This is a genomic window from Streptomyces sp. NPDC046909 (assembly GCF_040644695.1).
In the GTDB taxonomy this organism is placed as follows: Bacteria; Actinomycetota; Actinomycetes; order Streptomycetales; family Streptomycetaceae; genus Streptomyces.
This window is the reverse complement of sequence record NZ_JBEYXC010000003.1, coordinates 376,211-401,999: the sequence shown is the minus strand read 5'-3', so window position 1 is coordinate 401,999 and position 25,789 is coordinate 376,211. Positions and strand designations below refer to the sequence as shown.

The following is a 25,789-nucleotide window of genomic DNA, read 5'->3' as shown; positions in this document are numbered from 1 at the left end:
GCGTCAGGGTGCCGTCGGGTCGGTCCCGCCGCGTGCCGCTCCGGCGTTGAGGTTGCCCATCACCTCGTACATCTGCTCCGGTGTCAGCGGACCGGCGGGCAGTGGACGGGCGGCGGCCGTGCGCAGTCCGTCCAGGGCGAAGGCGACGCCCCGGCGCCAGACGTCGGGAGCGAGGCCGGCGGCGGCGCGGGCGAGCAGGGCGTTGGTGCCGAGGACGAGCAGGAGGTCCTCGGGGGTGAAGTCGGGGCGCAGGGAGCCGTCCTGCCGGGCGCGCTCGATGACGCGCACGGTGTAGCCGAAGGAGTGCTCGCAGACGGTCATCAGGCGGGTGGCGTTGGGGTAGCGGCCGGAGACCACGTCACCGATCGCCGGGTCGGTGGCCTGGAGTTCGCAGAGCCGCTCGACGTAGTACGCGAAGCCGTCCCACGGGTCCTCGTACGCAAGGGCCCGCTCGGCGGTGTCGCGGAGGTTGGCCGCCGCGATGTCGGTGACCACCTCGTCGATGAGTGCCTCGCGGCTGCCGAAGAGGTTGTAAAGCGTGCCGTGGCTCACCCCGGCCCGGCGGGCGATCTCCTTCAGGGGCGCCTGGAGGCCGCGTTCGCGGAACAACTCGGCGGCGGCTGCCCGCAGCTTCTCCGCGTTGCGCTGTGCGTCGGCCCGCATCCGGCGTTCCTCCCTTTCCCTTTCCTCCCGGCTCTCCGACCGGCTCCCCATGGTCGCACCCTTCGAGCGCTACATCTTGACCCCAGGGTCAACTTACGTGTTACGGTCGGACAGGAAGTTGACCCAAGGGTCAAGATAACTCCCCTCTCCCGACAGGAACCCCCATGTCCGATCTCTCGACAGGAACCCCCATGTCCGAATCCAAAGTCATCGCAGTCCTCGGCGCCGGTACCGGCCTCGGCGTCTCCCTCGCCCACCGCTTCGGCCGCGAGGGCTTCCGGGTCGCCCTGGTCGCCCGCCGCACCGACCGCCTGGAGAAGCTCGTCGGCGAGCTGGCGGAGCGGGGCGTGGAGGCCGCCGCCTTCCCCGCCGACCTGTCCGACCCCGCCCAGGTCCCCGCCCTGATCGGCGCCATCCGCGCCCGCTTCGGCCGGATCGACGTCGTGGAGTACGGCCCGATCGGGACCGATGTGGCCTTCACCCCGGCGACCCGGCTGGACGCGGCCACCCTGGAGAAGCTGACCCGGCTGCTCCTGCTGACCCCGGTCGAGGTGTTCCGTACCGTGCTGCCCGAGCTGACCGAGCGCGGCGACGGCGCCCTGCTGCTGACCAACGGCGCCTCGGCGGCCCACCCCTACCCGCAGATGAGCGGCCCCGGCCCGGCGATGGCGGGCGCCCGCAACTACGTCCACACCCTGCACGCTGAGCTGGACGGCACCGGCGTCTACGCGGGCACCCTCACCATCGGCAGGATGATCGCCCGCAGCGAGGGGGCCGAGGCCCTCGGCGTACCGGGCGACGGCGTGCCCGCCGGGAAGCTGGAACTGCCCGGTGGTCTGGAGGTGGAGGTCGTCGATCCCGATGTCCTCGCGGACCACTACTGGGACATGTACACCAGGCGTGACCGGGTCGAGCAGACGGCCTGAGCGAACCTGGCCGGCGAGGCAACCACTCCCGTGCGGATCCCGTCTGAACCATAGGCGAAACCTGTGCGTCACTCCGCTAACATGTTCGAACTCGCGGTGAACTCCCCCCATCAAGCGCGATAGCCAGAAATCCCAACTAAAACCCAATAAATCGGGCGAATAATTGCGATCTATATCAGCGCGGGCGTTTTCGCGAATACGAATAGAGGAAAGACGGCCACAGGTGATGCTGTGGGCCGCGGCGGGCCTGGTCCTCCTCGGGTTCCTGGTCGTCCTGGAGATCTCCGCGCGCCATTACGGTGTCCAGGGGCCGCTCACCTGCCAGCTGCGAGAGCTGATATTCCCGCCCAAATCGGGCGGAATGCTGTACGCCGCCCTGGCATTGACCATGGTCGTGCTCACATGGCGGCAGAGGCTTTTCGCCCTCGCCGCCGCCATAGGCATCGACGTGGCCTTCGCGCTCGTCCGCTGGGCGGCCGGCATCGAGGTGACCGAGGGGCACCCCTTCGGCAACGGCGCGCTGTGGGTGATCCTCGGCTGCGCGGTGCTTGCCCTCACCCGCCGCACCGGCGCCGAACGCGCCCTCCTGCTGAAGGGCGCCGGCTTCGGCCTGCTGCTGGTGGCGGGCCGCAAGACCGGGGACACCTGGCTGCTCCTCACCGCCAAGACCCGCCCGACGGTGCTCGACCAGTACGTGGCCACCGCCGACCGCGCCCTGGGCGACCCGTCGTGGCTGGTGGGCCGGGCCGTCGAGGCCTCCGGCAAGGTCGGCTTCAACTTCCTCGACTTCGTCTACGGCAACCTCGCCGTCGCCGCCGTCCTCGTGGCGCTCTACCAGCTGCGCAACGTCGCGGCCGACCGCCGCTTCCCGCGCCACCACCTGGTGCGCACCTTCCTGGTGATCGGCCTCCTCGGCCCCGGCATCTACATGATCTTCCCCGTCGTCGGCCCGATCTTCGCCTACGGCACCGGCACCGAGCACTGGTCGGGCGTCGCGATCTGGGCCGAGACCCACTACACCGGGCAGTGGGCGGCGGCCGACCTCTGGCCGCACACCGTGCCGCCGGTCACCGCCCCGCACTCCATGCCGTTCGACGGCATCACCCCGCGCAACTGCATGCCCAGCCTGCACACCGCATGGGCCGTCGCGATCTTCATCCACTCCCGCAAGGGCCCGCGCCCGCTGCGCTGGGCCGGCGCGTTCTGGCTGCTCGCCACCCTCGCCGCGACCCTCGGCTTCGGCTACCACTACGGCGCCGACCTCCTCGCCGGCGTCGTCTTCACCCTCACCATCGAGGCGGCGCTGCGCACGTACGACCGCGCCTGGGACCGCTCGGGCCTCCGGCTGGTCGCCTACGGCACGACGGTCTTCACCGCGCTGCTGCTGTCGTACCGCTGGATGCCGCTGGAGATGGCCCGCCACCCCTGGGTCTACGGCCCGCTGCTCGTCCTGGCGATGGTCTCCGTGATCTACGCCTACATACGGACGACCGCGCGCTGGGAGACGACGACGGCCCCGGCACCGCAGCCGGAGCGGCAACCCCAGCCGGTCTAAGCGGACCCGGTGAAGTCGGCTGCGGTACGGCAGCGCCGCTAAGGGGCGCGGGGAACTGCGCGACCAGCCACGACGGCGCCGCAGACGAACGCCGACACGTCGCCGCACATCCAGCGGAGCGCTTAGCCGGGAACCTCGGGCTCGTACTCGTTCCGCTCCCACGCCGAGGACCCGTTGGGGTGGATGTACGCGGGCCGTCCCACGTTCCCGCTGGTCCGGAACGGGTTGCCGTGGTCGTCGAGGCGCAGGATGCCGTGCCGGTCGCCGCTGGACCACTCCAGCTCCAGGTACCAGCTCACGTTGTACGACCGGACGTCCGCGAAGATGTAGAACACCTCGGGATCCGACTCGGTGACCTTGTACGGGAAGCCGCGCTGACCGGACCTGGGGGAGACCAGGGGCCGTCCGTCGTCCAGGTTCACGTCGAAGGCCGTCGTGTCCACGCCGCCGCCGCACCCGTCGTGCATCCGGTAGTCGTTCCAGGTGAGCGGCGCGCTCTTCTCCACGATCCGCACATGCAGGTCCTCAAGGACGACCGTGGCCTTCCCGGTGCCCTGCACGGTCAGCGCCACCATCTGCTCCCCGCCGGTGACCCCGCCGAGCGCGGCGTTCCACCCCCGCGCGTCCGGCTCGTTCGGCGGCGGAGGCACCTGCTCCGGTTCCCGGTCGATGAGGATGTGCGGACCGCACGGGTCCGCCCACTTGTACGGATTCACATCGACGGCGGGCGCGGTCGCCCCGTCCGCGACCGCGCTCCCACCCTTGCCCGTCCCGGCGGTACGACTACGGGACGCGGACGGGGACGACGTAGGACTGCCGCTCGGTGAGCCGGAGGGCGAGGCGCTCTTCGAGGCGGCCGACTTCGAGACACCCGGGCTCGCGCCGACGGACGGGGCCCCGGCCCCGACGGTTCGCTGACCGCCCGCGTCGTCCGTCCCCTTCCCCGGCACGAGATTCGCCACGAGCGCCGCCGACACGAGCGCGGCGGCGACGGCGACTCCGGCGAGCACGACGGTACGACGGCGCGGGCGGGGGGCCTCGGGTGCGGGTGCGGGCGTGGCCTCGGGTGAGGGTTCGGGCTGCGGCTCGATCTCGGGTGTGGCCTCGGACTCGTCGTCGGCCGTGATGGGGGCCGCCGCCTTCTGCCCCCGCCGGGCGTCCGCGAGGACCCACCGGCGGTGCAGCTCGACCAGTTCCTCCGGACTCGCCTTGCAGAGGCGCGCGAAGCGCTCCACGGGCGCGTAGTCCGTCGGTACGGCGTCCCCGTTGACGTACCGGTGGAGCGTGGACGTACTCGTGTGCAGCCGCTTCCCGAGCACCCCGTAGCTGAGCCCGGACCGCTCCTTCAACTGCCCCAGCAGCTCCGAGAACTCGTCCCCCGCCACCGTTCCTCCCTCTCTTCGCGTCCCGGACCGGCGTTCCAGGGGGAGGTCATTCCCCCAGGTCAGAGCCGTTCCGGGCATTCCAGTGTCCCGGAAACCCCGGCAACCGTGGCGGCCGGGACGGATCACCGCACAAGCTTCGGTCATCCAAGCACGCCGCCTCCGGCACCCGGACCGGCGGCCCGGCCAACACCCGTACATTCCAGGGGGATTCACATGTCCACTCGCACCTTCCGCCGCCGCATGCTCGTCGCCGCCGCGCTCACCGCCGCCACACTGACCCTGACGGCGTGTAACGACGGGCAGGGCGTCAAGGACGAGGGAGCGTCCGCGGTCGCCTCGGGCACGCAGTCGCCCGACACGTCCGCCACGCCGTCGTCGAAGGCGAGCGGGACGTCCGGAGGCAGCGGCACGTCGGGCTCCACGGGCGGTTCCACGGGGACGTCGGGTTCCTCGGGTTCCTCGGGTACGTCGGGTTCCTCGGGCAAGGGTTCGAAGGACTCGGCGTCGGACTCGGACGCGGACTCCGACTCCTCCCTCACCCCCTGCACGGTCAGCGCCACCCGCACGACCGCCACGGAGGTCTCCCGCCCCCTGAACCACATGCTCCTCACCGTCACCAACACCGGCTCGAAGAACTGCGACCTCGCCTACTACCCGGCCGTCCGCTTCGGCGAGGCCCAGTCCGTCCCGCCGGTCTTCGAGGACTCCCAGCCGCAGGCGGTGGTCACCCTGGCCCCCGGCGAGTCGGGCTACGCGAGCGTCCTGCTCTCCATGGCGGACGGCAGCGGCTCCAACGGCCACACGGTCAAGTCCCTGGAGGTCTACTTCAACACGGACGCGACCCGCGCCGCCAAGCCGTCCCTCCCGGCGAAGGGCGTGTACGTCGACGACTCGATCCAGGTCTCGTACTGGCAGTCGACGATGGCGGATGCCCTGGAGTGGTGAGACGGACACAGAGAAGAGGCCCGGGTCGTCCGACCCGGGCCTCTTCCGTCGTTCGTGGGTGCCGCTCAGCGGCCGTTGCCGTTGCCATTGCCGCTGGCGGCCGCGCGGCGGCGGCTCTGCCCCTGGCCCTGACCCCGGCTCTGCCCCTGCCCTCGGCTCTGACCACCCTGGCCCCGGTTCTGCCCCTGTCCCTGCCCCGGACGGCCACGGCGGCCGCGCCGGGCGGACCCGGATCCGGAGCCCGTGGACTGGGGGCGGGTCTCGGTCACCGGCGGGGCGAGGACGACGGGTACGCCCGACGGGGCCTGCGCGCCGGTGATGCGGGTGAGGTCGTCGCCGCCCGAGCGGACCTTGGTGGTCGTCGGGGTGATGCCGGCCTCGGACATCAGGCGGGTCATGTCGCGGCGCTGGTGGGGGAGGACCAGGGTGACGACGGTGCCGGACTCGCCGGCGCGGGCGGTGCGGCCGCCGCGGTGGAGGTAGTCCTTGTGGTCGACGGGCGGGTCGACGTTGACGACGAGGTCGAGGTCGTCGACGTGGATGCCGCGGGCGGCGACGTTGGTGGCGACCAGGGCCGTGACGTGGCCGTCCTTGAACTGGGCCAGGGCCCGGTTGCGCTGGGACTGCGACTTGCCGCCGTGCAGGGCGGCCGCGCGCACGCCGACGGCGAGCAGCTTCTTGGCGAGCCGGTCCGCGCCGTGCTTGCTGTCGATGAACATGATCACCCGGCCGTCGCGGGCGGCGATCTCGGTCGTGGTGGCGTGCTTGTCGTCGTCCTCCACGTGCAGCACGTGGTGGTCCATCGTGGTCACGGCACCGGCGGACGGGTCGACGGAGTGGACGACCGGGTCGTCGAGGTAGTTGCGGACCAGCTTGTCGATGTTGCGGTCCAGGGTGGCCGAGAACAGCAGCCGCTGACCGCCGGGGCGCACCTGGTCGAGCAGCGCGGTGACCTGCGGCATGAAGCCCATGTCGGCCATCTGGTCGGCCTCGTCCAGGACGGTGATCGCGACCTGGTCCAGCCGGCAGTCGCCGCGGTCGATGAGGTCCTTCAGCCGCCCGGGCGTCGCCACGACGACCTCGGCCCCGCCGCGCAGGGCACCGGCCTGCTTGCCGATCGACAGCCCGCCGACCACCGTGGCCAGCCGCAGGCGCAGTGCCTTGGCGTACGGGGTGAGGGCGTCGGTGACCTGCTGGGCCAGCTCCCGGGTCGGTACGAGGACGAGGGCCAGCGGCTGCCGGGGCTCGGCCCGCTGTCCCGCCGTACGCGCCAGCAGGGCGAGCCCGAAGGCGAGCGTCTTGCCCGACCCCGTACGCCCGCGGCCGAGCACGTCACGTCCGGCGAGCGAGTTCGGCAGGGTCGCGGCCTGGATGGGGAACGGGGTGGTGACGCCCTCGGCGGCGAGGGTGGTCAGCATCCGCTGCGGAAGATCGAGCTCGGTGAACGCCTCGACCGCCGGCAGCGCCGGGGTGACGGTGACCGGCAGCGCGAACTCCGTGGCACCGGCGGCCGTACGCCCGCCCCGTCCACCGCGCCCGGCCTTGGACGTGCCGTTCCTCGCCGCACCGTTCTTGGCCGTGCCGTTCCTGGCGGAACCGTTCTTGGGCGCACCGTTCCGGGCCGTACGGGTGCGGGAGGAACTGCTGTTCGTGCTGCGGGCTGGGCGGTTCATGGGGGACCTTCCTCGATACGGGGAAAGCCCCGGAAACAAAAAGAGTGCTCGTCGACGAATGTCGAAGAGCACTCGAAGTCTCTGGCTGCCTCTGGTAACCAAAGTTGCCACTGTACACCAAGGTAGCACAGGTCAACGGGAGGCCGGTGGTCGCCCGGTCACCGGCCCCAGTACTGGGAGAGCGCCCCTTCCCGGTACGGATCGGGGCTGACGCTCAGGTCCCCGGCGAAGGGGCGGTCCAGGACGACGACCAGGAGCAGGCTGAACCCGACGAGCCCGGCGACCGAGGCGACGAACAGGATCTGGACCCGCAGTTTGCGCAGGCCGTAGAGGAAGGTCAGCGCGACCAGGACGAGCGCGCCGCCGAAGGCCAACGTCTGGAGCAGGACGGGGAGTTCCTGGCGGGCCATGGTGATGCGGGCGCGCCGCTGCGTGGCGACGTCGTCGAGATGGCCGACGGCCTGCTCGTAGAAGATCTGCTCCCGGTCGTCCTTCGGGTCGTACGTCTGGAGCACCTGGTAGGCGGCCCGCAGATGCGTCTCCGTGGCGCCGTAACTGGGGCGGCCCTCGCGCATCCGGGGCCACTGGTCCTCGACGACCGCGTGGACATAGCCGCTCAGCGCGGAGTCGAGCCGGGCGTGCACCGGGGACGGGAACGCGGCGGCGTCGCGGGCGATGAGCGCCGCGTCGGTGGCCTCGGTGGCGACGATGGTCTGGGTGTCCTCGACCTGCGTCCACAGGGTGACGATCACGAACGCGAGGATGATCCCGTAGATCGCGCCGAACATCCCGAGCGTCACACCGACCATGTCGTTGTGCTCCCCCCTGGCCAGCGACGGGTATCTCCGCCGCAGCAGCACACTGCCGCCGACGGCCAGAAGAACGGTTCCGCCGACGGTGACGACGGCCAGTGTGAAGGTGCTGAAGTGGTTGAGCAGCCAGAGCGACATGAGGGCGGAGTCTAGGCCGGATACAACACCCCAAAACGCCAGTTCTCTTTGTCACTTGGGGCATACGGGGAGAAGTTCACGCCACCGGGTGAGTTCACAGCAGGCCGAGGTCCCGGGCGCGGAGTGCCGCCTGGGTGCGGTCGCGCAGGGCGAGGCGGCGGAGGATGCGGGAGACGTGGTTCTTGACCGTGCCCTCGCTGAGATAGAGGCGGGCGGCGATCTCCCGGTTGGTGTGGCCGTGGGCGAGGAGGCGGAGGATGTCGGTCTCGCGGGGGCTGAGGGAGACGGCGGGGGTTTCGGGAGCGGTTTCGGGGGCGGTGTCGGGCCGTGGCAGGAAGGTGGTCAGGCGGTGGGCGACGGACGAGTCGAGCTGGGTGACGCCCGCGTGTGCCAGGCGGACCGCGTGGGCGAGTTCGTCGGCCGGCAGATCCTTGAGGAGGTAGCCGTGCGCACCGGCGCGCAGCGCCTGGACGACGTACTCCTCGTCGTCGAACGTCGTCAGCATCACCACCCGGCACCGGGGCGCCCGTTCGCGCAGCACGGCGACGGCCTCCACGCCGTCCATCCCCGGCATCCGGACGTCCATGAGCACGACGTCCGGCCCCGCCTCCAACGTCTTCGCCACAGCATCCCGGCCGTCCACGGCGGTGCCGACCACCTCGATGCCGGGCCGGACGGACAGCAGGGAGGCGATGCCGTCCCGGATGAGCCGCTGGTCGTCCACCACCAACACCCGTACGGGCGCCGCCTGTTCGGGCTCCTCGTCGCTCATGTCCTGGCCGCCCCCTTCGCCGCCCCGCGCGGGACGGTGACCGTCACCCGGGTGCCGGCGCCGCCCGGGCCGCTGTCGACATCGACGCTCCCCGCCACGAGGTGTACCCGCTCCCGCATCCCGAGCAGCCCGAACCCCGCGGAGTCGTCCTGTGACGGGAAGCCGCAGCCGTCGTCCGTGACCTCCAGCCGGGCGGCACCCTCGGCCAACCGGACCACCACCGTCACCCGCGAAGCCCCCGCATGCCGGCGCGCGTTGGTCACGGCCTCCTGCGCCGCCCGGTACAGCGCGGTCAACTCGGCCTCGCCGTAACCCTGTTCGTCACCGCTCACCTCGACCGTGACCCGCGGCCGCGCCGCCCCGTCCCGCGCCAGCGCGGCGAGCGCCACCGCCAGCGTGGGACGCGCCGCCCCGTCCCGCAGGGCCCGCACGGACTGCCGTACGTCGCCCAGCGCGAGCCGCACCGAGCGCCGTGCCTCCTCCAGGGCCCGCCGGGCCGCGTCGGGGTCCAGGTCCTGGAAGTCCGCGGCCATCTCCAACTGCACGGACATCGCGGTCAGATGGTGGCCGAGGCTGTCGTGGATGTCCCGCGCGAGCCGGTTGCGCTCGGTGGCGGCGGACAGTTCGGCGACCCGCGCGGCATACGCCTCCACCTCGCGCCGCGCCCGCTGCTCACCGACGGCCACCGCCGCCATCGAGACGGCCAGCACCAGCCCGACGCTGAGCATCAACAGGTCGGCCACCCGCTCCTGTCGGCGGTACCAGCCGGGTGCGGTCAGCACGTACGCGGTGAGCAGCCCGGCGGGAAACAGCGCGGCGAGCGCGAGCGCGGCGGTGCGGCCGAAGGCGAAGTACGCGGTGAACGGCACCAGCACGAACAGCACTTGGGACAGCCCGGAGGCGTCCAGCAGCACCACCGCCCCGACGAGGACACACCGGCCCACGAACAGCGGCACCCGCGCGGCGGCCCGACGGCGCCCGGCCGCCTCCAGGACGAACAACGCCCCGATCGCGACGGCGAATCCGGCCGTCCGCCACCCCGCCGCCCCCGGCCGCCCGTCCTCAGGACCGACCGCGGCGGAGTACAGACCACCCGCCAGTACGACGCCGTACAGCAGCGGCGCCACCCACCGCACGGGCACATACGCCCCCATCGCGCACCCCCTCAGCCGGTCCGGTCAGGTTAAGCGGGACAGGTGCCGAACAGCTCAACAACGCCTGTAGGAAGGTGACTTCCGGCCCTCGACGCATGACGTCCTTCACCTCCCGAGTCCGGCCCGCCGCCTCCTACGTTGGCGACCCGCACTCACGGTCCGAACAACGGGAGCAGCCTCATGTCGTCGTCAGCCACGTCATCGACCTCATCGAATTCGCCGAAGTCACCGAACTCATCGACCTCATCGACCTTGCCGAACTCATCGGCATCCCGCGCCGGCGCCCTGTTCGGCGTGCTGTCCGGTCTCCTGATCGCCGTGCCCGGTCTGGTGGAGGCGTTCACCGGGGAGACCTCGGCGACCGGCGTACCGCTGGCCCTCGCCCCCGCGTTCGCCCTGCCGCTGCTCCCCGCACTGCACCAGCGGCAGGCCGCGGCCGCCGGGCGGCTGGGAAGGACCGGGGTCACGGTGAACCTCGTCGGCCTGGGCCTGTTCGGCGGGGCCGCGTTCGCGTCGAACCTGGTGCTGTTCTACTTCGACGAGGACGTCGTCGACGAGACCCTCACCGGCCCCACCGTCCCCGTGTTCCTGGCCTCCGCCGTCGTATTCGCCGTGGGCTGCGCCCTGTTCGGGGCGGCCATGATCCGCGCCCGGGTCCTCCCGAGGGTCCCGTCGTGGGGGTACGCCGTCGTCCTGCCGCTGTTCGCCTTCCTGACCGCCCTGCCCGACTCCGTCCTCACCAGCGCGCTCCACGTCGTGGTCGGCGCCATCCTGATCCGGCTGGCGGTCGCGCTGTGGGGCCGTACCTGAGGCGTGCGCCACCGCAGCTCTTCAGAACCACAACTCTTCACAACCACAACTGTTTGCACCTACAACCCTTCAGGCCCACCAGAGGTCTTCCCAGAGTCAGCACCCGTCCCCGTCCGTGCCCTGGAGAGGAACCCATGCCCCGGCCTCATCACACACGTTCCCGGCGTCCCGTCGTCCTGGGAGCCGCTGTCGCGGCCGCCCTGGCCGGTGGTCTGGTCGTCTCGCTGCCCGGTGGCGCGAGTGCCGCCGCGTCGGGGCTGGCCGACGACTTCAACGGTGACGGCTACCGCGATCTGGCGACGGGCGCGCCGGGCGCGGTAGCGGGCGGGAAGGCGAAGGCGGGCGCGATCGTCGTCAACTACGGGTCGTCGAGCGGTATCAGCGCCGCGCGTCACAAGACGACGTCGCAGGACTCCACCGGCGTACCGGGCGGCTCGGAGACCTCCGACCGCTTCGGCACCGAACTCGCGCACGGCGACCTCAATCGGGACGGCTACGGCGACCTCGTCGTGGGCACCCCGCTGGAGGACGTGGGCAGCGATGCCGACGGCGGTTCCGTGACCATCCTGTGGGGCAGTTCGTCCGGCCTGACGGGCGGTACGGCGATCAGCGACCCGAACGCGTCGGGCCACGACCGGTTCGGCCAGTCCCTCGCGGTCGGCGACTTCACCGGTGACGGCAAGGCCGATCTGGCGGTCGGCTCCACCGGCAAGGACGTGTGGATCTTCAAGGGCGGCTTCACCAAGTCCGGCGGCGCGGCAGGGAAGCTGCGCTTCGACGCGACGCGGATCAACACCGGCGACTACCCCGACGGGGTCGTCCAGCTGGCCGCGGGCGACTTCGACGCCGACGGCACGGACGACGTGGTGGTCGGCTCCTTCAAGGGCAACTTCGTCTACCGGGGCGCCTCGACCGGGCCCACCCTCCAGACCGAGGCGGGCGAGGGGTCGAGCACCCTCACCGTGGCCGACTTCGACCGCGACGGCCACGACGACCTGGCCGTCGGCACCGACTACCCGTCGGTCACGGACCAGACGGCGAAGGGCGGCTACGCCACGGTGTTCTACGGCGGCACGGCCGGCGTCGACACCACGCGCAGCGCCGTCTTCACCCAGGACACCGCGGGCGTGCCGGGAGCGGACGAGTACTGGGACTCCTTCGGCAGCGCCCTCGCCGCGGGCGACGTCAACGGCGACGGCTACCCGGACCTCGCCGTCGCCGCGAACTTCGAGTCCATCGGCGCCGCGGACCAGACGGGTGCGGTCTGGGTACTGCGGGGCGGCGCCTCCGGCCTCACCGGGACCGGCGCCCAGTTCTTCAGCCAGGACACCGCGGGCGTCCCCGGCGCCAACGAGTCCTCCGACCTCTTCGGCGACGCCGTCCACCTCGCCGACCACAACAAGGACGGCCGCGCCGACCTCTCCATCGGCGCGGCCGGCGAGAACAGCGACGACGGCGCCGTCTGGATCCTGCGCGGCTCCACCTCCGGCATCACCACCACCGGCGCGGTGAACTTCGGCGCCGCGTCGGTGGGCATCGGGAAGGCGGGGCAGGACCCTGTGTTCGGGGACGTCATGTCGGGGTCCTGAACCCTCACTGCGGCGGACCGCACCCCATGAACCAGGACGACAGGAGAAGCCCGTGGCGACGGACCGCCCCCGACGGAACGCCCTGATGGCCTGTGCGGCCCTGGCCGTCGGCGCCCTCACGCTCACGGCTTGTGGGGGCGGTGCGACGGCGGACGGCTCCGGTGGGCAGTCGAAGACCTCATCGGCCTCGACCGTCGCTGCCGGGCTGGACTATGTCGCGATGGGCAGCTCGTTCGCCGCGGGGCCGAGCATCCCGCCGGTGCAGTCCAGCAGTGGGGCGGCGGCGTGCAGTCGGTCGGGGAACAACTACGCGAGCATCGTGGCCCGGGACATCGGGGCGAGGCTGACGGACGTCACGTGCAGTGGTGCCACGACGGCGAACATCCTCACCACCGAGCAGGGTTCGCAGCCGCCGCAGATCAACGCGGTGAACAGCGGGACCGACCTGGTGACCGTCACCATCGGCGGCAATGACGCCAACTACATAGGCAGCGCGGTCACTTACTCCTGCCAGAACAGCGGCGGCACGAACTGCGGCAGCGTGGACCGGGCCGCGATGAGCACCGCGCTCGGCGGGGTGGGGCAGAAGATCGAGAACGTCGTGAACGCCGTGCACGCCAGGGCCCCGCAGGCGCGCGTCCTCCTGGTCAGCTACTTCACCCTCCTGCCCGACACCGGTGGCTGCACCGGCGTACCGCTCACCGCCGACCAGCGGACGTTCGAGCGGGGCGTCGCCGCCCGCCTGGGACAGGCCTACATCGACGCGGCGAACCACACCGGCGCGACCCTGGTCCGCCTCGCGACCGCCAGCCACGGTCACGACATGTGCGCGGCCGACCCGTGGCTGGAGAAGTACAAGCCGGCCTCGGGCCGGGCCACTTACCACGCGAACGAGGCCGGGATGAAGGCTGCGGCGGCCCTGGTGAAGTCCGCCCTGGGTGAGGGCGACTAGCCCTGGGGTGAGGGCGACTGGAGGGTTACGACGATCTTCCCCCAACGGCCTTTCCCCGCAAGGTCGTTGAACGCCCTGCTCAACCGGCCGATGTCGTAGGTCTCTTCGACGACGGGCCGGACCTCGCCCCGGGCGACCAGGTCGAGGACGCGGGTCTGCTGGGCCGCCGAGGAGTGGGCGACGTAGACGAAAGGCGTCCTGCGGCGGCTGAAGCGGGAGGTGAGCAGGCCCGGGAGGTCCTTCTGCGGGTTGGCGTTGACGAACGCGCCGCGCGGGGACAGCTTCCGCCGGACCTGGCCGAAGCGGAGGGTTCCGGAGAGGTCGAGGACCGTGTCGTACGCGCCGGTCAGGTCGTCGAAGGACGTGTCGCGGTAGGAGTGGGCGGTCGTCGCGCCGAGTTCCTTCAGGCGGGGCAGGGAGTCCGGGCCGCCGATCGCGGTGACATCGGCGCCGAGGGACGCGGCGATCTGCACGGCGTACACCCCGACCCCGCCGCTCGCACCGACGATCAGGACCCGGTCCCCGTCGCGTACGGCGGCCTTGTCGAGGCTGGTGAGGGCGGTCTCGGCGCCGATGGGGAGGGCGGCCGCGTCGGGAAAGCCGAGGGCGTCGGGCAACTCGGCCAGATACTCCGCGCGGACGCTGACGTACTCGGCGAGCGCCTTCTCGCCCCTGGTCAGATGCGGCCCGCCCATGACCCGCTGCCCCGCCCTGAAGCCCCGCCCGTCCGAGCGGACGACCCCGGCGAACTCCAGCCCGAGAACGACTCCCCGCTTCCGGGTCCTGCGGGCCAGCGAACGCGGGTCGTCGTCCAGGACGAACCCCTTCTCCCACGCGCTCAGCGCGACGGCCTTCACCTCGACGAGGATCTCGCCCTCGGCGGGGCGCGGGGTGGGCACCGTACCCAGGTGGAACTTCTCGGCACCCTTCCCGGCCGGGTCGATCAGTACCGCTTCCATCACGCCAGTCCCGACGTGGGAAAGAGCCGCAGCAGTACGTCCGTCGCCTCACCGGCGGTGAGGCGCCCGGCGGCCACCGCCTCGCACAGACGGTCCGCGGCGCCCAGGAACGCGGCGGTCACCGCGTACGCGCTCCGCTGGTCGAGGCCGAGCAACTCGATCACGAGCCCCGCGTAACGCTCCGCGTCATCGACGTGGACGGCGGCCGCGGGTTCGCCGGCGGCGATCAGGGCGGCGGCGATGTCGGCGTGCAGGGCGCCGTTCTCCAGGGTGCAGGCGATGTAGGCGTCGCAGAGGGCGCGCAGTGCGTCCGTGGTCGCAGCAGTCGGGGCGGTAGTGGTGGCCGTCCGTCGGTGCGCGGCCATCACCTCCATGACTGCCTCCTCGTACTCGGCCCCCACGCGCCGGAGCATCGCGTGCAGCAGCCCGGTGAGGGACGCGAAGTGCTGGTACGCGATCGGCTTGCTGACCCCGCACGCGTCGGCGAGCCTTGCGAGCGTCAGCGCCCCGGCCCCGCCCTCACGCGCCAGGCGCAGGCCCGTCTCCAGCAGCAGCTCCTTCCGCTCCGCCGCCGAAACCCGACGTCGCTTCACCACCCCGGCTCCGGCGCTCTCGCCCATGTACCTCACCGATCCGTCCGAGCTTACCTACCAACCGTAACTTACCAGTAGTAGCTTGTGGCGGGCAAGGAGACGAGGGCCGAGGCGGCCACTGGCCTCTGGGTGATCCGGCGGGTGGCCCGGGCCTATCGCCCAGGACGAGTTGAGTGTCCGTACTCAGGTCCGGGGTGCCCGTGCGTTGCGAGCATCGGTGCACCGGCGCGAACGAGGGCGTCGGGTGTCTTCAGCCGAGATCGTTCGAGCCAGTTACGGAGTACTCGACATGTCCCGTCGTATCGCCCTGTCCGTCGTCGCCGGTGCCGTCGTCCTCGCAGGAGCCGGAGCCTTCGCTCTCGCCTATGCCGGGGACCAGGCGCCCGCGCTCGCGGACAGCACCGCGCGCTACACCGCCCCGGAGGGCGCCCGGGACGGCTCGTTCAGTTTCTCCACCGAGGTCACGGCGTCCTCGGGCGTCAAGAGCGTCAAGGTGCTGGCCTGGCCGGAGAAGTCCGGGCTCGCCGCGAAGCAGCTGACCGCCGAGGAGATGAACGAGGCGGAGTCGGCCCGTTGCGAGGCTGCCGGTTCGGGCACCGTGCGCTGCGCGTACACGGCTGCCGTGACCGTCGGCGATGCCGCTTCCTCGCCGCGCGGTACCTGGCATGTCGCCGTGCTCGCCACCGCCGAGGACGGCACCACCACGCTGGACACCGAGGCCGTCGACTTCACCGTCGGCTGACCTGACCTGACCTGGGTGATGACGTCGGCGGCGGGCGGTCGTCAGTCCGTCGGAGGCGTCAAGTGGTCGGTGAGGCAGGCGAGGTAGAGCGCGAGGGTGGTGTGGTGGTCGCGCAGGGGGCGGCCGGTGAGTTGCTCGATCTTGTTCATGCGGTAGACGACCGTGTTGCGGTGGATGTGCAGGGCGGCCGCGGTGCGGACGAGGTTGTAGCCGCTCTCGCACCACGCGGTGATCGTGTCCCGCAGGGTGGGCCAGTCCGGCTGGGTGCGCAGCCGGGCGGTGGTGGAGTCGAGGAGGCGGGTGCGGGCGGGCTGGCCGAGCGCGGTGAGGAGTTGGTGGACCCGTAGGTCGCCGATGGGGTGGACGGGTCCGCCGTCGGGGCGGCGCGCTCCGAGGCGGAGCGCCTCGCCGGCGTCCTGGTAGGAGTCGTGCAGGGCGTCGACGGTGGCGGCGGGCTCGCCGATGCCCGCGCGGGCGGCGAGACCGTCCTGGGCGGCGATGGCGTCGATGACCCGGCGGCAGTCGAGGACGACGGAGTCCACCGGCCGGCGGGCGGTGAGCCGGTGCAGGACGCCGACCCGGCCGGGCGCGGTGGCGGCGACGATGTCCTGCGGGTCGGCGAAGACCTCGCGGACCGTGCGCAGGATCTCGGAGCGGACCAGCCCGAGGTCCCGGTGCGGGGCCCGCGGCTGCGCGGTCACCTCGAAGGCCACGGCGATCCGGCGCAGGCGCAGGTCGAAGCCGAGATCGGCGGCCCGGAAGACGAGACTGTCGGCCTCGATGACCTGGGGGTCGTAGGCGGCGAGGTCGGTCAGGAGCTTCTCGGCGGCGCGCTCGGCGAGCAGCCGGGAGCGGAGCATGACCGATTCCCTCAGGAGGATCTCGGTCTGGCGTTTGACGAGCAGTCCGAAGCGCCGCACCTGCGCGGGGGTGCCGGTGATGCCGACGGTTCCGACCGCCTGTCCGCCCGTGACCAGCGGCAGGGTGACGCCGGGCCGCACTCCGCGCAGCGCCTGGGCCTGCGAGGCGTTGTGCGTGGCGGCCTCTTTGGTGCGCATGACCTCGACGGACGCCTCGTGGAACGAACCGACGCGGCTGCGGTCGCCGCTGCCGATGACCACACCGTCGGCGTCGGTGATGAGCACGTTGTAGCCGATGACCGCGGAGGTGTCCCCGGCGATCTCCTGGGCGAGCGAGGGGCTCAGCACGGTCGGTCCTCCCGCCGCGGGGCGTGACTGGGATGGACGGACCGTACAGGGCGGCGCACGATTCCGGCCAGACATTCGTACGGAGTGAACAGTGACGCCGTGCGGGGGTGATCCCTAGCGTATGGGCCCAATCCCACCCCGCCCCGCGACGGAAGGGCTCAGCCCATGTTCCGTGTCCGCCCCCTCGTCGTCCGCCCCCTCCGCGTCCGCCCGCTCGCCTTCGCGCTCGCTGCGACGGTCCTGATGTCCCTGACCGCCGCCTGTGGTTCCGGCGGCGACGACGCCCCCACGAACGTGTCGGCGAAGACCGCCGCGCTGGGTACGCTCACGCCCGGCGTCCTCAAGGTGGCCGTCCAGCCGTACGCGCCCTACACCTCGGTCCAGGGTGACAAGATCGTCGGCCTGGACGGCGACATCCTCGCCTACGTCGCCAAGAAGCTGGGCCTGGAGATACGGCCCCAGGTCACCGACTTCGCCGGCATGCTCGCCGGCGTGCAGTCGCGCCGCGTCGACATCACCGTCGGCGGGGTCGCCTGGTCCGCCGACCGGCAGAAGCAGGGCCTGTTCACCGACCCGCCGTACTACTCGCCGCCCGCGATGGCCGTCCGCGACGGGAAGACGTACAGGACGGTCGCCGACCTGAAGGGCCTGAACCTGGGCACGGTCGAGGGCTATGTGTGGGTCAAGTCGATCCAGGCGGTGCCGAAGGCGGAGCTGCACGCCTACCCGGACGCCAACGGAGTCTTCGACGACCTCGGCGCGGGCCGTATCGACGTCGGCTTCCTCGACCCGCTGATCATCATCGCGGCCCAGAAACAGCGCCCCGACCTGAAGATCACCACCGAGTACCTGACCCCGCCGACCGCCGCCGAGGTGAAGAAGCAGCCCGCCTACGCCTACTTCCAGCCGTACCAGACCGGCTTCTACCTGCCGAAGAAGGCCACCGAGCTGGAGCGGGCGATCTCTCAGGAGATCGACGCCATGTACACCAACGGCGAGATGACCAAGCTCGTGAAGAAGTACGGCGGCGACCCCGAACAGTTCCTGAAGCCGGCCGCGGACGTCGCCACCGCCCGACGCGGGGTGGACCGGCCGGCCGACTGGAACCCGCCCGCCCTCGGACAGTGAGGGGCTGCTGACATGTCCGGTCTTCCTCACACGCACCTGTACGCGTCCGGTCTCTTCCAGGTCCCCTGGTCCGACTACCGCGGCGACCTCGTCGACGCCCTCGGCCGTACGGTCTCGTACACCGTCGTCAGTTTCTGCGGCGCGGTCCTCCTCGGCCTGGCCGTCGCGCTGTCGCGGCTGAGCGGGGCCTGGCCGCTGCGGGCCGTGGCCGCGGTCTACACCGAGGTGTTCAAGAACGTCCCGCTGCTGGCCATCATCTTCCTGACCTACTTCGGACTCGCCTCCGCGGGCATCCGGCTCGACGTGTTCAGCGCGGGATGCCTGTCACTGATCGTGTTCTACGCCGCCTACCTCTCCGAGATCTTCCGCGCCGCGATCAGCGGGGTGCACGGCGGGCAGACGGAGGCCGGTGAGGCGCTCGGCATCGGCAGGGCGGGCATCTTCCTCCATGTCGTCCTGCCGCAGGCCGTCCGCCTGGCCCTGCCCGGCACCAGCACCATGCTGGTCGACCTGCTGAAGTCGACGTCCCTGCTGGTGACCGTGTCGGCCGCGGAGCTGATGTCGGAGGGGCGGCTGATCACCTCGGCGACGTTCCGGGCGCTGGAGGTGTATCTGGTCATCTCCGCTCTCTACTTCGCCCTGTGCTACCCGCTCTCCCAACTCCTGCTCCTGCTGGAGCGCGGGGTACGGGCCGGCGTACCGCTGTCCCCGGGGCGGCGGCGCCGGGTGCGGGCGGCACGCGTGCTGCTCGCGACCGACCTGGACGCCATCAACGTACGGAAGGAGGTGGCCGGATGACCGAGCCCGTCACCACCCACAACACTGTTGCGCGGACCGCCGCCGAGGCGGTCGTGCGGATCGAAGGGCTGCGCAAGTCCTTCGACGGCAGGCTCGTCCTGGATGACGTGGATCTGGAGGTCGGCCGGGGGCGGATCGTCAGCGTCATCGGGCAGAGCGGCGGCGGCAAGACGACGCTGATGCGCTGCGTCAACCTGCTGGAGAAGCCCGACGGCGGCACGGTCGAGGTGGCCGGTGAGGTGGTCCACCGCGAGGGCCGGACCGTCTGCCGGGATCTGCCGCGGCTGCGGCGCACGGTCGGCATGGTCTTCCAGAGGTTCCATCTCTTCCCGCATCTGACGGCCGTGGAGAACGTCGTCCTCGCCCAGCGCAAGGCGGGCGTCCCGGAGCAGGAGGCGCTGGAGCGGGCGGTGGCGCTGCTGCGCCGGGTCGGTGTGGCCCACCGGGCGCTGGCCCGGCCCGAGCAGCTGTCCGGCGGTGAGCAGCAGCGGGTCGCCATCGCCCGCGCGCTGGCACTGAAGCCGGAGGTCCTGCTGTTCGACGAACCGACCTCCTCCCTGGACCCGGAGGCCACCCGCGAAGTGCTCAGCGTGATGCGGGAGCTGGCGGCCGAGGGCATGACGATGCTGCTGGTCACCCATGAACTGCCGTTCGCCCGCGAGGTGTCCGACCAGGTCGTCTTCGTCGACGGCGGCCGGATCGTGGAGGAGGGCCCCGCGGCCGACGTCCTCGACCACCCCGCCCACGCCCGCACCCGCGCCTTCCTCGCCGCCTACGGGAGCGGGGCATGAACGGGCCCGTGGTGGTGATCGGCGGAGGTGTCGTCGGGCTGTGCACGGCGTACTACCTGGCGGAGGCCGGGCTGCCGGTCGAGGTGGTGGAACGCGGGGAGCTGGGCTCGGGCGCGTCACGCGGCAACGCGGGCTGGGTCTGCCTCAGCCACTCCACCCCCGTCCCGGCACCGGGCGTGCTGCGCTACGCGCTGCGCTCACTGGGCCGCCCGGACTCCCCGCTGTACCTGCGGCCGCTGCCGGACCCGGCGTTCGTCCGGTGGCTGTGGCGCTTCTGGCGCAGCAGCACACCCGCCGCCTTCCGGCGCGGGTACACGGCGATCGCCGAGCTGAACCGGGACACCTTCGACCTGTTCGACGGAATGCGCGAGGCGGGCGTGGAGACGACCCTGACCCGCCCCGGCATGGTGCACGCCTTCCTGTCGGCGGCGGAGGCCCGCCATCACCTCGCCGTCCAGCGGGAGATGGCCGACGGCCGCTACCGGCTGCCCGACGACGTGACCACCGGCGACGAAGCACGCCTGCTGGACCCCGCCCTCGCGCCGGGGGTGCGGGCCGCGTATCTCGTCGAGGGGGAGGGAGTGGTCGACCCGGAGGCCTTCGCCCGCGGGCTGGGCAAGGCCCTGTCGGCCTCCGGAGTGAAGATCCATGAGCACACGCAGGTCACCGGATTCCGCACGACCGTCGCGGGACGGGTGACGGCACTGACCACCGGCCACGGCGACGACATCCCCTGCCAGGCCGTCGTCATCGCGGCCGGCACCCGCTCCCCGGCCCTCCTCCACCACCTCGGCCGCCCGCTGCCGCTCCAGGCGGGCAAGGGCTACAGCTTCTCCGTCGACCTCGACCCGGCACCCCGCCACACCCTCTACTTCGGCGAGCGCCGGGCCGTCGCCTCACCCATCGGTGCGACGACCCGCATCGGCGGCACGATGGAACTCAGCGGCAACAACAACCGCCTCGACTGGCGCCGCATCGTCGCGGTCGCCCTCGCCAGCCGCCACTACCTCGGCGACTGGTTCGACGACCCCGACGACCTGGTCGCCCTGATCCGCGACCCCTGGGTGGGCGGCCGCCCCTTCCTCCCCGACGGCCTCCCCGTCATCGACCGCGTCCCCGGCCACGACAACGCCTACGCCGCGACCGGCCACGGCATGCTCGGCATCACCCTCGGCCCGGCCACCGGCCACCAACTCGCCGGGTACATCCGCACCGGCGAGCGGCCGCGGGCGCTGCGGGCGTTCCGGTTCGACCGATTGCGTGGATAGGTGGACAGGCGGATAGGCGGATAGGCGGATAGAGCGGTCAGCCGGCACGCAGCGTGCCCGGGCCGCCATAGTCGCGTAAGACAGAACCGTAGGCCCCCGGCCTCCCCACGGCCCCCGCACGTCCTCCCCAGGAGACACCATGCCGCACCCCACGCCCTCCCCCGACGGCTTCGCGGTCCCGGTCGTCGACATCAGCGCCTACACCCAAGGCGGCACCCCGGCAGCCAAAGCCCTGGTCAGCGAGCAGATGGACGCCGCCTGCTCGACGGTGGGCTTCGTCCAGGTCCTCGGCCACGGAATCCCGTACGACATCATCGGCGGCCTGGAGGAGGCCGTGGACGCCTTCTTCTCCCTCCCGCCCGAGGCCAAGAAGTCGTACCGCGTCGAGGGCGCGAACCGCGGCTACAGCCCGCCCAGGAGCGAGTCGCTGAGCCTGAGTCTGGGCGTCGAGTCGGCCAGCCGTATGAACGACTTCTTCGAGGCGTTCAACATCGGCACCGAGGCCCGCTCGTTCACCCGTCTGGACCTGTCCGAGGACGACTACGGCATCAACGTCTGGCCCGACATCGACGGCTTCCGTGCGAAGGCGGAGGCGTACTTCGCGGAGGCGGGCCGGGTCGCCCGCACCCTCACCACGGTCTTCGCCGACGCCCTCCGCCTGCCGCACGACTTCTTCGCCGCGCTCACCGACCACTCGGTCGACGTGCTCCGGATGAACAACTACGCCCTGCCGCATGGCACGGTCACCCTGGACGGCGATCTGACGGGCATGGGCGAGCACACCGACTTCGGCCTCGTCACCGTCCTCTGGGCCGACCAGGTGGCCGGTCTCCAGGTCCTGGGCGCCGACGGCGTCTGGCACGACGTCTCTCCCACGGACGGCGCCCTGCTGGTCAATCTCGGCGACCTGACCGCCCGCCTGACCAACGACCGCTGGATGTCGACCTTGCACCGCGTCAAGCCGCCCGTCATCAACGGCACCATCGAGCGCCGCCGCTCGGTCGCGTACTTCCACGACGGCAACATCGACGCCGTCATCTCCACACTCCCCAGCCACCTGGACGCCGCCGACGGCCTCGCCTACGAGCCCATCCTCATCCGCGACCACATCAAGGCCAAGCTCGCCGGCTCCCGCCAGGGCAAGGCGAACACCGCCGCCGTGCGCGAAGCGGCCCGGGTGCTGGCGGCGGCGGAGGACGGTCCGCAGCAGTGATCACGCGCGCATGACGCCGGGCGAACCGGCCCGTGGCCTCAGCCGGGTTCCGCGGCTTCGGCGGCTTCGGCGGTCCAGGTGATGTGCGGGGGCTCGACCCGTGCGCAGCGGGGCCCGCCCTGTTCATCGGTCAGCCCCAGGCGTCCGACCAGCAGCCCGCCGCGTGCGGCGGCGGCGAGCACGTCGGCGGGGAGGACGTCGAGCATCAGCTTCGCGCGGCGGAACATCGTGAAGACGCCCGACGCGTCGACCGTGCCCCACGACAGATAGATGAACCGCCGCCCCAGCCGATGCTGCACCCAGGGACCCGTGACCTCGACCCCGGCCGGCGAGACCCGCGCGGTGCACTCCAGCGTCCAGGTCGCGGACGCCGCGTCCCCGGGCTGTGGCGCGAGGAGCTCGGCCGGACGGTCGCGGCGTTGCACGGCGACGTGAATGTTGCCGTACGCAGGGGTTCTGCCGTCGGCGGAGGCGGGGCGGCTGAGACCGGGCAGGTCGACCGCGTCGATGCGGATACGCATGCCGGCCATCATCCCGCTCCGCTCTGTCGTCCAGGCCGACAGGGTCGGTCAGCCCTGGCGGCCGGCCGAGGGGCCCGGCTCACCGGTGGAGGGCCTGACCGCGCGAACGACGGCTGAGTGCATGCCGTCGGCGACCGGGTGGGTCGGGGTGATCTCGACGTCCGTGAAGCCGGCGGCCTCCAGTCCCTCCCGGTACTCGGCGAACGACAGCGCGCCCGCGATGCAGCCGACGTAGTCCCCGCGCTCGCCTCGCTGCCCGGGCGTGAGGGCGTCGTCGGCGACGACGTCGGTGACGCCGATACGGCCGCCGGGCTGTCGATGATCGCCTCGCGCGGGGAGGGCGGCGAGACGTGCGTCTGTGAGCTGACCCCGGCCTTCGACCTGTCCCAGCCGACGATCTCCCACCACCTCAAGCCGCTGCGTCAGGCCGGTCTCATCGACTGCGAGCGCCGTGGCACGTGGGTGTACTACTGGGCGCTGCCGACGGCTCTCGACCGGCTCGCCGCGTTCCTCAGAACGCCGACCGCGGCCGAGGCACTCGCGTGAGCGCCTCCCGGTGGACGGCCGGCCCTGCGACGCGGGCCCGCGTCAGTCGGGGCCGCTCCAGTCGAAGGGGAAGTGCTTGCTCGACTTGCCGGAGCGGTCCCAGGAGAAGCCGAACGCGTTCGCCTGGTCGACGGTGGCCCGGCCCCAGGTGGCGACCTGGCCCGGCCCGACCTCGGCGCCCGGGGCGTTGTGGACCTGGACGCGCCCGCCGTCGGTGGTGGTCGGGCCGGTGAGCGCCTCGGCGGCCGCCGTGACCCGGCCGGGGACCTCGGCCCGCCAGGTGGCGAGGTCATCGGCTATCTCCACGTGGATGGGTGCGACGTCCATCCCGCGCATCTCGGGGTGGAACATCTCCCCGAACCGCGCCGGCCAGCCGCCCGCCTCACCGCCGAAGACGGCCCCGAGAGCACCGCGCTGCTGTTCGTCGGCGCGTTCGTCGAGGAACACCGCGGCGTACGGGTCGCTGTGCTCGCCGGCCCAGACGTTGCCCGTGAAGGAGCCGAGCATCAGGACGTTGAGGCCGTCGAGCCGGACGTCGCCGTAGCTGCCCTCCCGGATGTGCCAGACCAGGACGCCTTCGCAGTCGCCGTAGGTCGGGGGCTGGGCGAAGGTGCACGGGCAGGGGATGGCGCACTTGCACACATCGAACCAGTCGCCGGTCAGATGCCAGCGCGTCGGGGTGGTGGCCTGTTCCGTCATCTCGCTTCCCTCCTGCCGAGCTCCAGGGAGCTCACTCGGAGTGACGAGACCGCGTGCGCCGAGCCCGGTCCCGGGAACGGGACACGGTCTCCCTTCCAGCTTGCACCTCCCGCCCCCTGCGCGGAACCCGGTTCAGGGGGTGACGATCGCGAAGTCGGGGTCGGGGTCGTCCAGGACGGACAGCAGGGTCTTCAGGGCCGTCGGGTCGCCGGTGTGCCGGACGCCGTCCAGGCCCTTGCCGGCGAGCATGCCCATCAGCTGCGGTTTGGTGAGGGCCAGCCCCAGGTCCGTGCCGTCGGCGGGCTGGGTGGTGCGGGCGTGGATGAGGACGCCGTTGTGGAGGGTCATGCGGTACATCTCGTCCAGGTCGGTGAAGTGCCAGTGGACGGTGACGTCGGTGTCCCACGCCTCGGGGCCGTTGACGCGGATCGCGAGCGAGTCGAAGACCTGCTCGACGCTGAGGGCGCCCGCCATGCTGCCGGCTGCGAGGCGTGTCTTCTTGACGCCGTGGCGGAGTTCCGCGGCGCCCATGAGGTAGTTGTTGCGCCAGGTGGCGCACTCGGCGCCCTGGGCGAGCCGGTCGAAGGTCCGGGCCAGCAGCTCCTTCGCGTCGGTGCGCTCCGGCGCGGCGAAGACGGCGTGCTTCAGCAGCTGCGCGGCGAAGCGCGGGTCGCCCGAGTCAAGGTAGCCGCGGCCCTTGTCCAGTACGGCGTCGATGCCGCCGATGCAGTCGACGTACCGCTGGGCGGTCTCGACCGGCGGGTGTTCCCACAGGGACGCCGGATTGCCGTCGTACCAGCCCATGTAGCGCTGGTAGACGGCCTTCACGTTGTGGCTGACGGAGCCGTAGTAGCCGCGGGCGTGCCAGGCGCGGTCGAGGGCGGGCGGGAGTTCGAGCATCTCGGCGATCTCGATGCCGGTGTGGCCCTGGTTGGTCAGGCGCAGGGTCTGGTCGTGGAGGTAGCCGTAGAGGTCGCGCTGTTCGGAGAGGAAGGTGCGGATGCGGTCCTGGCCCCAGGTGGGCCAGTGGTGGGAGGCGAAGAGGACGTCGGCGTCGTGGGCGAACAGGTCGAGGGCCTCGTTGAGGTAGCGCGACCAGATGCGGGCGTCGCGGACGACGGCGCCGCGCAGGGTCAGGATGTTGTGCAGGTTGTGGGTGGCGTTCTCCGCCATGCACAGGGCCCGGCGCTCGGGGAGCAGGAAGTTCATCTCCGAGGGGGCTTCCGTGTCCGGCGTCATCTGGAAGCGGAACAGGACGCCGTCGAGCCGCTCCTCCTGGCCGGTGTGCCGGATGGTGAGGGTCTCGGGGACCAGGCCCACGGTGCCGGTGGAGGCGGTGAAGCCGAGCCCGGTGCCGACCAGGCCGCCGGGGCCCCGGTCGAGTTCGGCACCGGTGTGGTACATGCCGCGCCGCAGCATCGCCGTACCGGCGTAGACGTTCTCGGCGACGGAGTGCCGCATGAAGCCCTCCGGCGCGACGATCGGGACCTCGGTCCCAGGGGCGACGACGCCCTCGACGCCGCCGAAGTGGTCGATGTGCGAGTGCGTGAACAGGACGGCGGTGACCGGGCGTTCGCCGCGGTGCGCGCGGTACAGGTCCAGGCCCGCCTTTGCGCACTCCGCCGACACCAGCGGGTCGACGACCACGACTCCGCGCTCGCCCTCGATGAGGGACATGTTGGACAGGTCGTAGCCGCGGATCTGGTGGACGCCGTCCGCGACCTCGTACAGGCCGGCGCGGGCGCAGAGCTGGGACTGACGCCACAGGCTGGGGTTGACGGAGTCGGGACAGTCGCCGTCCAGGAACGCGGTGTCGTCGAAGTCCCATACGACCCGGCCGTCATCCGTGGTGATCGTGCGGTCCGCCGGCGGGGCGACCAGGCCGCGGTCGGCGTCCTCGAAGTCGGTGCGGTCGGCGAAGTCGGGCAGGGCGGCGGTCATGAGCGGGC

Annotated in this window: 25 protein-coding genes and 1 pseudogene; 13 read left to right on the top strand and 13 right to left on the bottom strand. The window is 71.8% G+C overall.

Annotated features, from left to right (window positions below; translation table 11 throughout):
- Positions 1-3: 3 nt before the first annotated feature.
- The gene (locus ABZ928_RS10580; protein WP_361516795.1) at positions 4-663 is read right to left on the bottom strand and encodes a helix-turn-helix domain-containing protein; all 660 of its coding nucleotides are present in this window, start codon (positions 661-663) and stop codon (positions 4-6) included.
- Positions 664-854: 191 nt separating this feature from the next.
- On the opposite strand from ABZ928_RS10580, the gene ABZ928_RS10575 reads away from it, so the two are divergent.
- Complete coding sequence (locus tag ABZ928_RS10575) at positions 855-1,589, top strand: SDR family NAD(P)-dependent oxidoreductase (protein WP_361516793.1); 735 nt, start codon at positions 855-857, stop codon at positions 1,587-1,589.
- Between the two features lie 226 nt (positions 1,590-1,815).
- On the top strand, positions 1,816-3,144 hold the full coding sequence (locus tag ABZ928_RS10570) for a phosphatase PAP2 family protein (protein WP_361516791.1): 1,329 nt from the start codon (positions 1,816-1,818) through the stop codon (positions 3,142-3,144).
- A gap of 122 nt (positions 3,145-3,266) precedes the next feature.
- Here ABZ928_RS10570 and ABZ928_RS10565 read toward each other — a convergent pair whose 3' ends face one another.
- Positions 3,267-4,529 carry a helix-turn-helix transcriptional regulator gene (locus ABZ928_RS10565; RefSeq protein ID WP_361516789.1) on the bottom strand — a complete coding sequence of 421 codons (1,263 nt, stop codon included), beginning with the start codon at positions 4,527-4,529 and terminating at the stop codon, positions 3,267-3,269.
- A gap of 213 nt (positions 4,530-4,742) precedes the next feature.
- On the opposite strand from ABZ928_RS10565, the gene ABZ928_RS10560 reads away from it, so the two are divergent.
- The gene (locus ABZ928_RS10560; RefSeq protein WP_361516787.1) at positions 4,743-5,474 is read left to right on the top strand and encodes a DUF4232 domain-containing protein; all 732 of its coding nucleotides are present in this window, start codon (positions 4,743-4,745) and stop codon (positions 5,472-5,474) included.
- A gap of 65 nt (positions 5,475-5,539) precedes the next feature.
- Here ABZ928_RS10560 and ABZ928_RS10555 read toward each other — a convergent pair whose 3' ends face one another.
- From ABZ928_RS10555 to ABZ928_RS10540, 4 genes are all read right to left on the bottom strand, one after another.
- Positions 5,540-7,147 carry a DEAD/DEAH box helicase gene (locus ABZ928_RS10555; protein WP_361516785.1) on the bottom strand — a complete coding sequence of 536 codons (1,608 nt, stop codon included), beginning with the start codon at positions 7,145-7,147 and terminating at the stop codon, positions 5,540-5,542.
- A 158-nt stretch (positions 7,148-7,305) separates the two neighbouring features.
- Positions 7,306-8,097 (bottom strand): DUF4239 domain-containing protein, encoded by a 792-nt coding sequence (locus ABZ928_RS10550; RefSeq protein WP_361516784.1) that lies wholly within the window; start codon positions 8,095-8,097, stop codon positions 7,306-7,308.
- Positions 8,098-8,191: 94 nt separating this feature from the next.
- On the bottom strand, positions 8,192-8,869 hold the full coding sequence (locus ABZ928_RS10545; protein WP_361516782.1) for a response regulator transcription factor: 678 nt from the start codon (positions 8,867-8,869) through the stop codon (positions 8,192-8,194).
- Positions 8,866-10,023 (bottom strand): sensor histidine kinase, encoded by a 1,158-nt coding sequence (locus tag ABZ928_RS10540; protein ID WP_361516780.1) that lies wholly within the window; start codon positions 10,021-10,023, stop codon positions 8,866-8,868. Before ABZ928_RS10540 ends, ABZ928_RS10545 begins: the two co-directional genes overlap by 4 nt.
- Before the next feature lie 252 nt (positions 10,024-10,275).
- Between ABZ928_RS10540 and ABZ928_RS10535 the strand changes: the two genes are divergently transcribed.
- From ABZ928_RS10535 to ABZ928_RS10525, 3 genes are all read left to right on the top strand, one after another.
- Positions 10,276-10,833 (top strand): hypothetical protein, encoded by a 558-nt coding sequence (locus tag ABZ928_RS10535; protein WP_361516778.1) that lies wholly within the window; start codon positions 10,276-10,278, stop codon positions 10,831-10,833.
- 134 nt (positions 10,834-10,967) lie between these two features.
- A complete protein-coding gene (locus ABZ928_RS10530) occupies positions 10,968-12,422 on the top strand; it encodes an FG-GAP and VCBS repeat-containing protein (protein WP_361516776.1) in 1,455 nt (484 codons plus the stop codon).
- Positions 12,423-12,474: 52 nt separating this feature from the next.
- On the top strand, positions 12,475-13,374 hold the full coding sequence (locus ABZ928_RS10525; RefSeq protein ID WP_361516775.1) for an SGNH/GDSL hydrolase family protein: 900 nt from the start codon (positions 12,475-12,477) through the stop codon (positions 13,372-13,374).
- Here ABZ928_RS10525 and ABZ928_RS10520 read toward each other — a convergent pair.
- Together ABZ928_RS10520 and ABZ928_RS10515 are read right to left on the bottom strand one after the other, a co-directional pair.
- A complete protein-coding gene (locus ABZ928_RS10520) occupies positions 13,371-14,333 on the bottom strand; it encodes an NAD(P)-dependent alcohol dehydrogenase (protein WP_361516773.1) in 963 nt (320 codons plus the stop codon). The two genes, ABZ928_RS10525 and ABZ928_RS10520, sit on opposite strands and share 4 nt — an antisense overlap.
- A complete protein-coding gene (locus tag ABZ928_RS10515; RefSeq protein WP_361516771.1) occupies positions 14,333-14,929 on the bottom strand; it encodes a helix-turn-helix domain-containing protein in 597 nt (198 codons plus the stop codon). The genes ABZ928_RS10520 and ABZ928_RS10515 overlap by 1 nt, the downstream gene beginning before the upstream one ends.
- Positions 14,930-15,215: 286 nt before the next feature.
- Here ABZ928_RS10515 and ABZ928_RS10510 point away from each other — a divergent pair, with 286 nt between their 5' ends.
- The gene (locus ABZ928_RS10510) at positions 15,216-15,668 is read left to right on the top strand and encodes a DUF5707 domain-containing protein (protein ID WP_361516769.1); all 453 of its coding nucleotides are present in this window, start codon (positions 15,216-15,218) and stop codon (positions 15,666-15,668) included.
- Positions 15,669-15,709: 41 nt separating this feature from the next.
- On the opposite strand, the gene ABZ928_RS10505 is transcribed toward ABZ928_RS10510, so the two are convergent.
- Entirely contained in the window at positions 15,710-16,876 is a 1,167-nt protein-coding gene (locus ABZ928_RS10505; protein WP_361516767.1) for a sugar diacid recognition domain-containing protein, read from the bottom strand.
- A gap of 165 nt (positions 16,877-17,041) precedes the next feature.
- Here ABZ928_RS10505 and ABZ928_RS10500 point away from each other — a divergent pair, with 165 nt between their 5' ends.
- The 5 genes from ABZ928_RS10500 to ABZ928_RS10480 all read left to right on the top strand — a co-directional run bounded on the left by ABZ928_RS10500 (position 17,042) and on the right by ABZ928_RS10480 (position 22,074).
- The gene (locus tag ABZ928_RS10500) at positions 17,042-18,004 is read left to right on the top strand and encodes a transporter substrate-binding domain-containing protein (RefSeq protein ID WP_361516765.1); all 963 of its coding nucleotides are present in this window, start codon (positions 17,042-17,044) and stop codon (positions 18,002-18,004) included.
- 12 nt (positions 18,005-18,016) lie between these two features.
- Positions 18,017-18,802: an amino acid ABC transporter permease gene (locus ABZ928_RS10495; protein ID WP_361516763.1), complete on the top strand. Its 786-nt coding sequence runs from the start codon at positions 18,017-18,019 to the stop codon at positions 18,800-18,802.
- Entirely contained in the window at positions 18,799-19,593 is a 795-nt protein-coding gene (locus ABZ928_RS10490) for an amino acid ABC transporter ATP-binding protein (RefSeq protein WP_361516761.1), read from the top strand. Before ABZ928_RS10495 ends, ABZ928_RS10490 begins: the two co-directional genes overlap by 4 nt.
- Positions 19,590-20,861, top strand: coding sequence for an FAD-dependent oxidoreductase (locus tag ABZ928_RS10485; protein ID WP_361516759.1), 1,272 nt, complete (start codon positions 19,590-19,592; stop codon positions 20,859-20,861). Before ABZ928_RS10490 ends, ABZ928_RS10485 begins: the two co-directional genes overlap by 4 nt.
- Before the next feature lie 139 nt (positions 20,862-21,000).
- Positions 21,001-22,074, top strand: coding sequence for a 2-oxoglutarate and iron-dependent oxygenase domain-containing protein (locus tag ABZ928_RS10480; RefSeq protein WP_361516757.1), 1,074 nt, complete (start codon positions 21,001-21,003; stop codon positions 22,072-22,074).
- A gap of 38 nt (positions 22,075-22,112) precedes the next feature.
- Here the strand turns inward: ABZ928_RS10480 and ABZ928_RS10475 are convergent, their stop codons facing one another.
- Complete coding sequence (locus ABZ928_RS10475) at positions 22,113-22,595, bottom strand: DUF5990 family protein (protein WP_361516755.1); 483 nt, start codon at positions 22,593-22,595, stop codon at positions 22,113-22,115.
- Between the two features lie 48 nt (positions 22,596-22,643).
- A pseudogene (locus ABZ928_RS10470) lies at positions 22,644-22,910 on the bottom strand (arsenite S-adenosylmethyltransferase); the annotation flags it as partial.
- Between ABZ928_RS10470 and ABZ928_RS10465 the strand changes: the two are divergent.
- Positions 22,848-23,141 (top strand): metalloregulator ArsR/SmtB family transcription factor, encoded by a 294-nt coding sequence (locus tag ABZ928_RS10465; RefSeq protein ID WP_361517628.1) that lies wholly within the window; start codon positions 22,848-22,850, stop codon positions 23,139-23,141. The pseudogene ABZ928_RS10470 and the gene ABZ928_RS10465 sit on opposite strands and share 63 nt — an antisense overlap.
- Before the next feature lie 42 nt (positions 23,142-23,183).
- Here ABZ928_RS10465 and ABZ928_RS10460 read toward each other — a convergent pair whose 3' ends face one another.
- The gene (locus tag ABZ928_RS10460; protein ID WP_361516753.1) at positions 23,184-23,840 is read right to left on the bottom strand and encodes a DUF1326 domain-containing protein; all 657 of its coding nucleotides are present in this window, start codon (positions 23,838-23,840) and stop codon (positions 23,184-23,186) included.
- 132 nt (positions 23,841-23,972) lie between these two features.
- Positions 23,973-25,781, bottom strand: coding sequence for an alkyl sulfatase dimerization domain-containing protein (locus ABZ928_RS10455; RefSeq protein WP_361516751.1), 1,809 nt, complete (start codon positions 25,779-25,781; stop codon positions 23,973-23,975).
- Between the last annotated feature and the right edge of the window lie 8 nt (positions 25,782-25,789).

What these genes read in the sequence shown, in the direction of transcription:
- ABZ928_RS10580 (WP_361516795.1), bottom strand. Translation starts at nt 663, where the DNA reads ATGCGGGCCGACGCACAGCGCAACGCGGAGAAGCTGCGGGCAGCCGCC.
- ABZ928_RS10485 (WP_361516759.1), top strand. Translation starts at nt 19,590, where the DNA reads ATGAACGGGCCCGTGGTGGTGATCGGCGGAGGTGTCGTCGGGCTGTGC.
- ABZ928_RS10480 (WP_361516757.1), top strand. Translation starts at nt 21,001, where the DNA reads ATGCCGCACCCCACGCCCTCCCCCGACGGCTTCGCGGTCCCGGTCGTC.
- ABZ928_RS10495 (WP_361516763.1), top strand. Translation starts at nt 18,017, where the DNA reads ATGTCCGGTCTTCCTCACACGCACCTGTACGCGTCCGGTCTCTTCCAG.
- ABZ928_RS10455 (WP_361516751.1), bottom strand. Translation starts at nt 25,781, where the DNA reads ATGACCGCCGCCCTGCCCGACTTCGCCGACCGCACCGACTTCGAGGAC.
- ABZ928_RS10460 (WP_361516753.1), bottom strand. Translation starts at nt 23,840, where the DNA reads ATGACGGAACAGGCCACCACCCCGACGCGCTGGCATCTGACCGGCGAC.
- ABZ928_RS10555 (WP_361516785.1), bottom strand. Translation starts at nt 7,147, where the DNA reads ATGAACCGCCCAGCCCGCAGCACGAACAGCAGTTCCTCCCGCACCCGT.
- ABZ928_RS10550 (WP_361516784.1), bottom strand. Translation starts at nt 8,097, where the DNA reads ATGTCGCTCTGGCTGCTCAACCACTTCAGCACCTTCACACTGGCCGTC.
- ABZ928_RS10520 (WP_361516773.1), bottom strand. Translation starts at nt 14,333, where the DNA reads ATGGAAGCGGTACTGATCGACCCGGCCGGGAAGGGTGCCGAGAAGTTC.
- ABZ928_RS10475 (WP_361516755.1), bottom strand. Translation starts at nt 22,595, where the DNA reads ATGCGTATCCGCATCGACGCGGTCGACCTGCCCGGTCTCAGCCGCCCC.
- ABZ928_RS10500 (WP_361516765.1), top strand. Translation starts at nt 17,042, where the DNA reads ATGTTCCGTGTCCGCCCCCTCGTCGTCCGCCCCCTCCGCGTCCGCCCG.
- ABZ928_RS10560 (WP_361516787.1), top strand. Translation starts at nt 4,743, where the DNA reads ATGTCCACTCGCACCTTCCGCCGCCGCATGCTCGTCGCCGCCGCGCTC.
- ABZ928_RS10575 (WP_361516793.1), top strand. Translation starts at nt 855, where the DNA reads ATGTCCGAATCCAAAGTCATCGCAGTCCTCGGCGCCGGTACCGGCCTC.
- ABZ928_RS10540 (WP_361516780.1), bottom strand. Translation starts at nt 10,023, where the DNA reads ATGGGGGCGTATGTGCCCGTGCGGTGGGTGGCGCCGCTGCTGTACGGC.
- ABZ928_RS10490 (WP_361516761.1), top strand. Translation starts at nt 18,799, where the DNA reads ATGACCGAGCCCGTCACCACCCACAACACTGTTGCGCGGACCGCCGCC.
- ABZ928_RS10545 (WP_361516782.1), bottom strand. Translation starts at nt 8,869, where the DNA reads ATGAGCGACGAGGAGCCCGAACAGGCGGCGCCCGTACGGGTGTTGGTG.
- ABZ928_RS10570 (WP_361516791.1), top strand. Translation starts at nt 1,816, where the DNA reads ATGCTGTGGGCCGCGGCGGGCCTGGTCCTCCTCGGGTTCCTGGTCGTC.
- ABZ928_RS10530 (WP_361516776.1), top strand. Translation starts at nt 10,968, where the DNA reads ATGCCCCGGCCTCATCACACACGTTCCCGGCGTCCCGTCGTCCTGGGA.
- ABZ928_RS10510 (WP_361516769.1), top strand. Translation starts at nt 15,216, where the DNA reads ATGTCCCGTCGTATCGCCCTGTCCGTCGTCGCCGGTGCCGTCGTCCTC.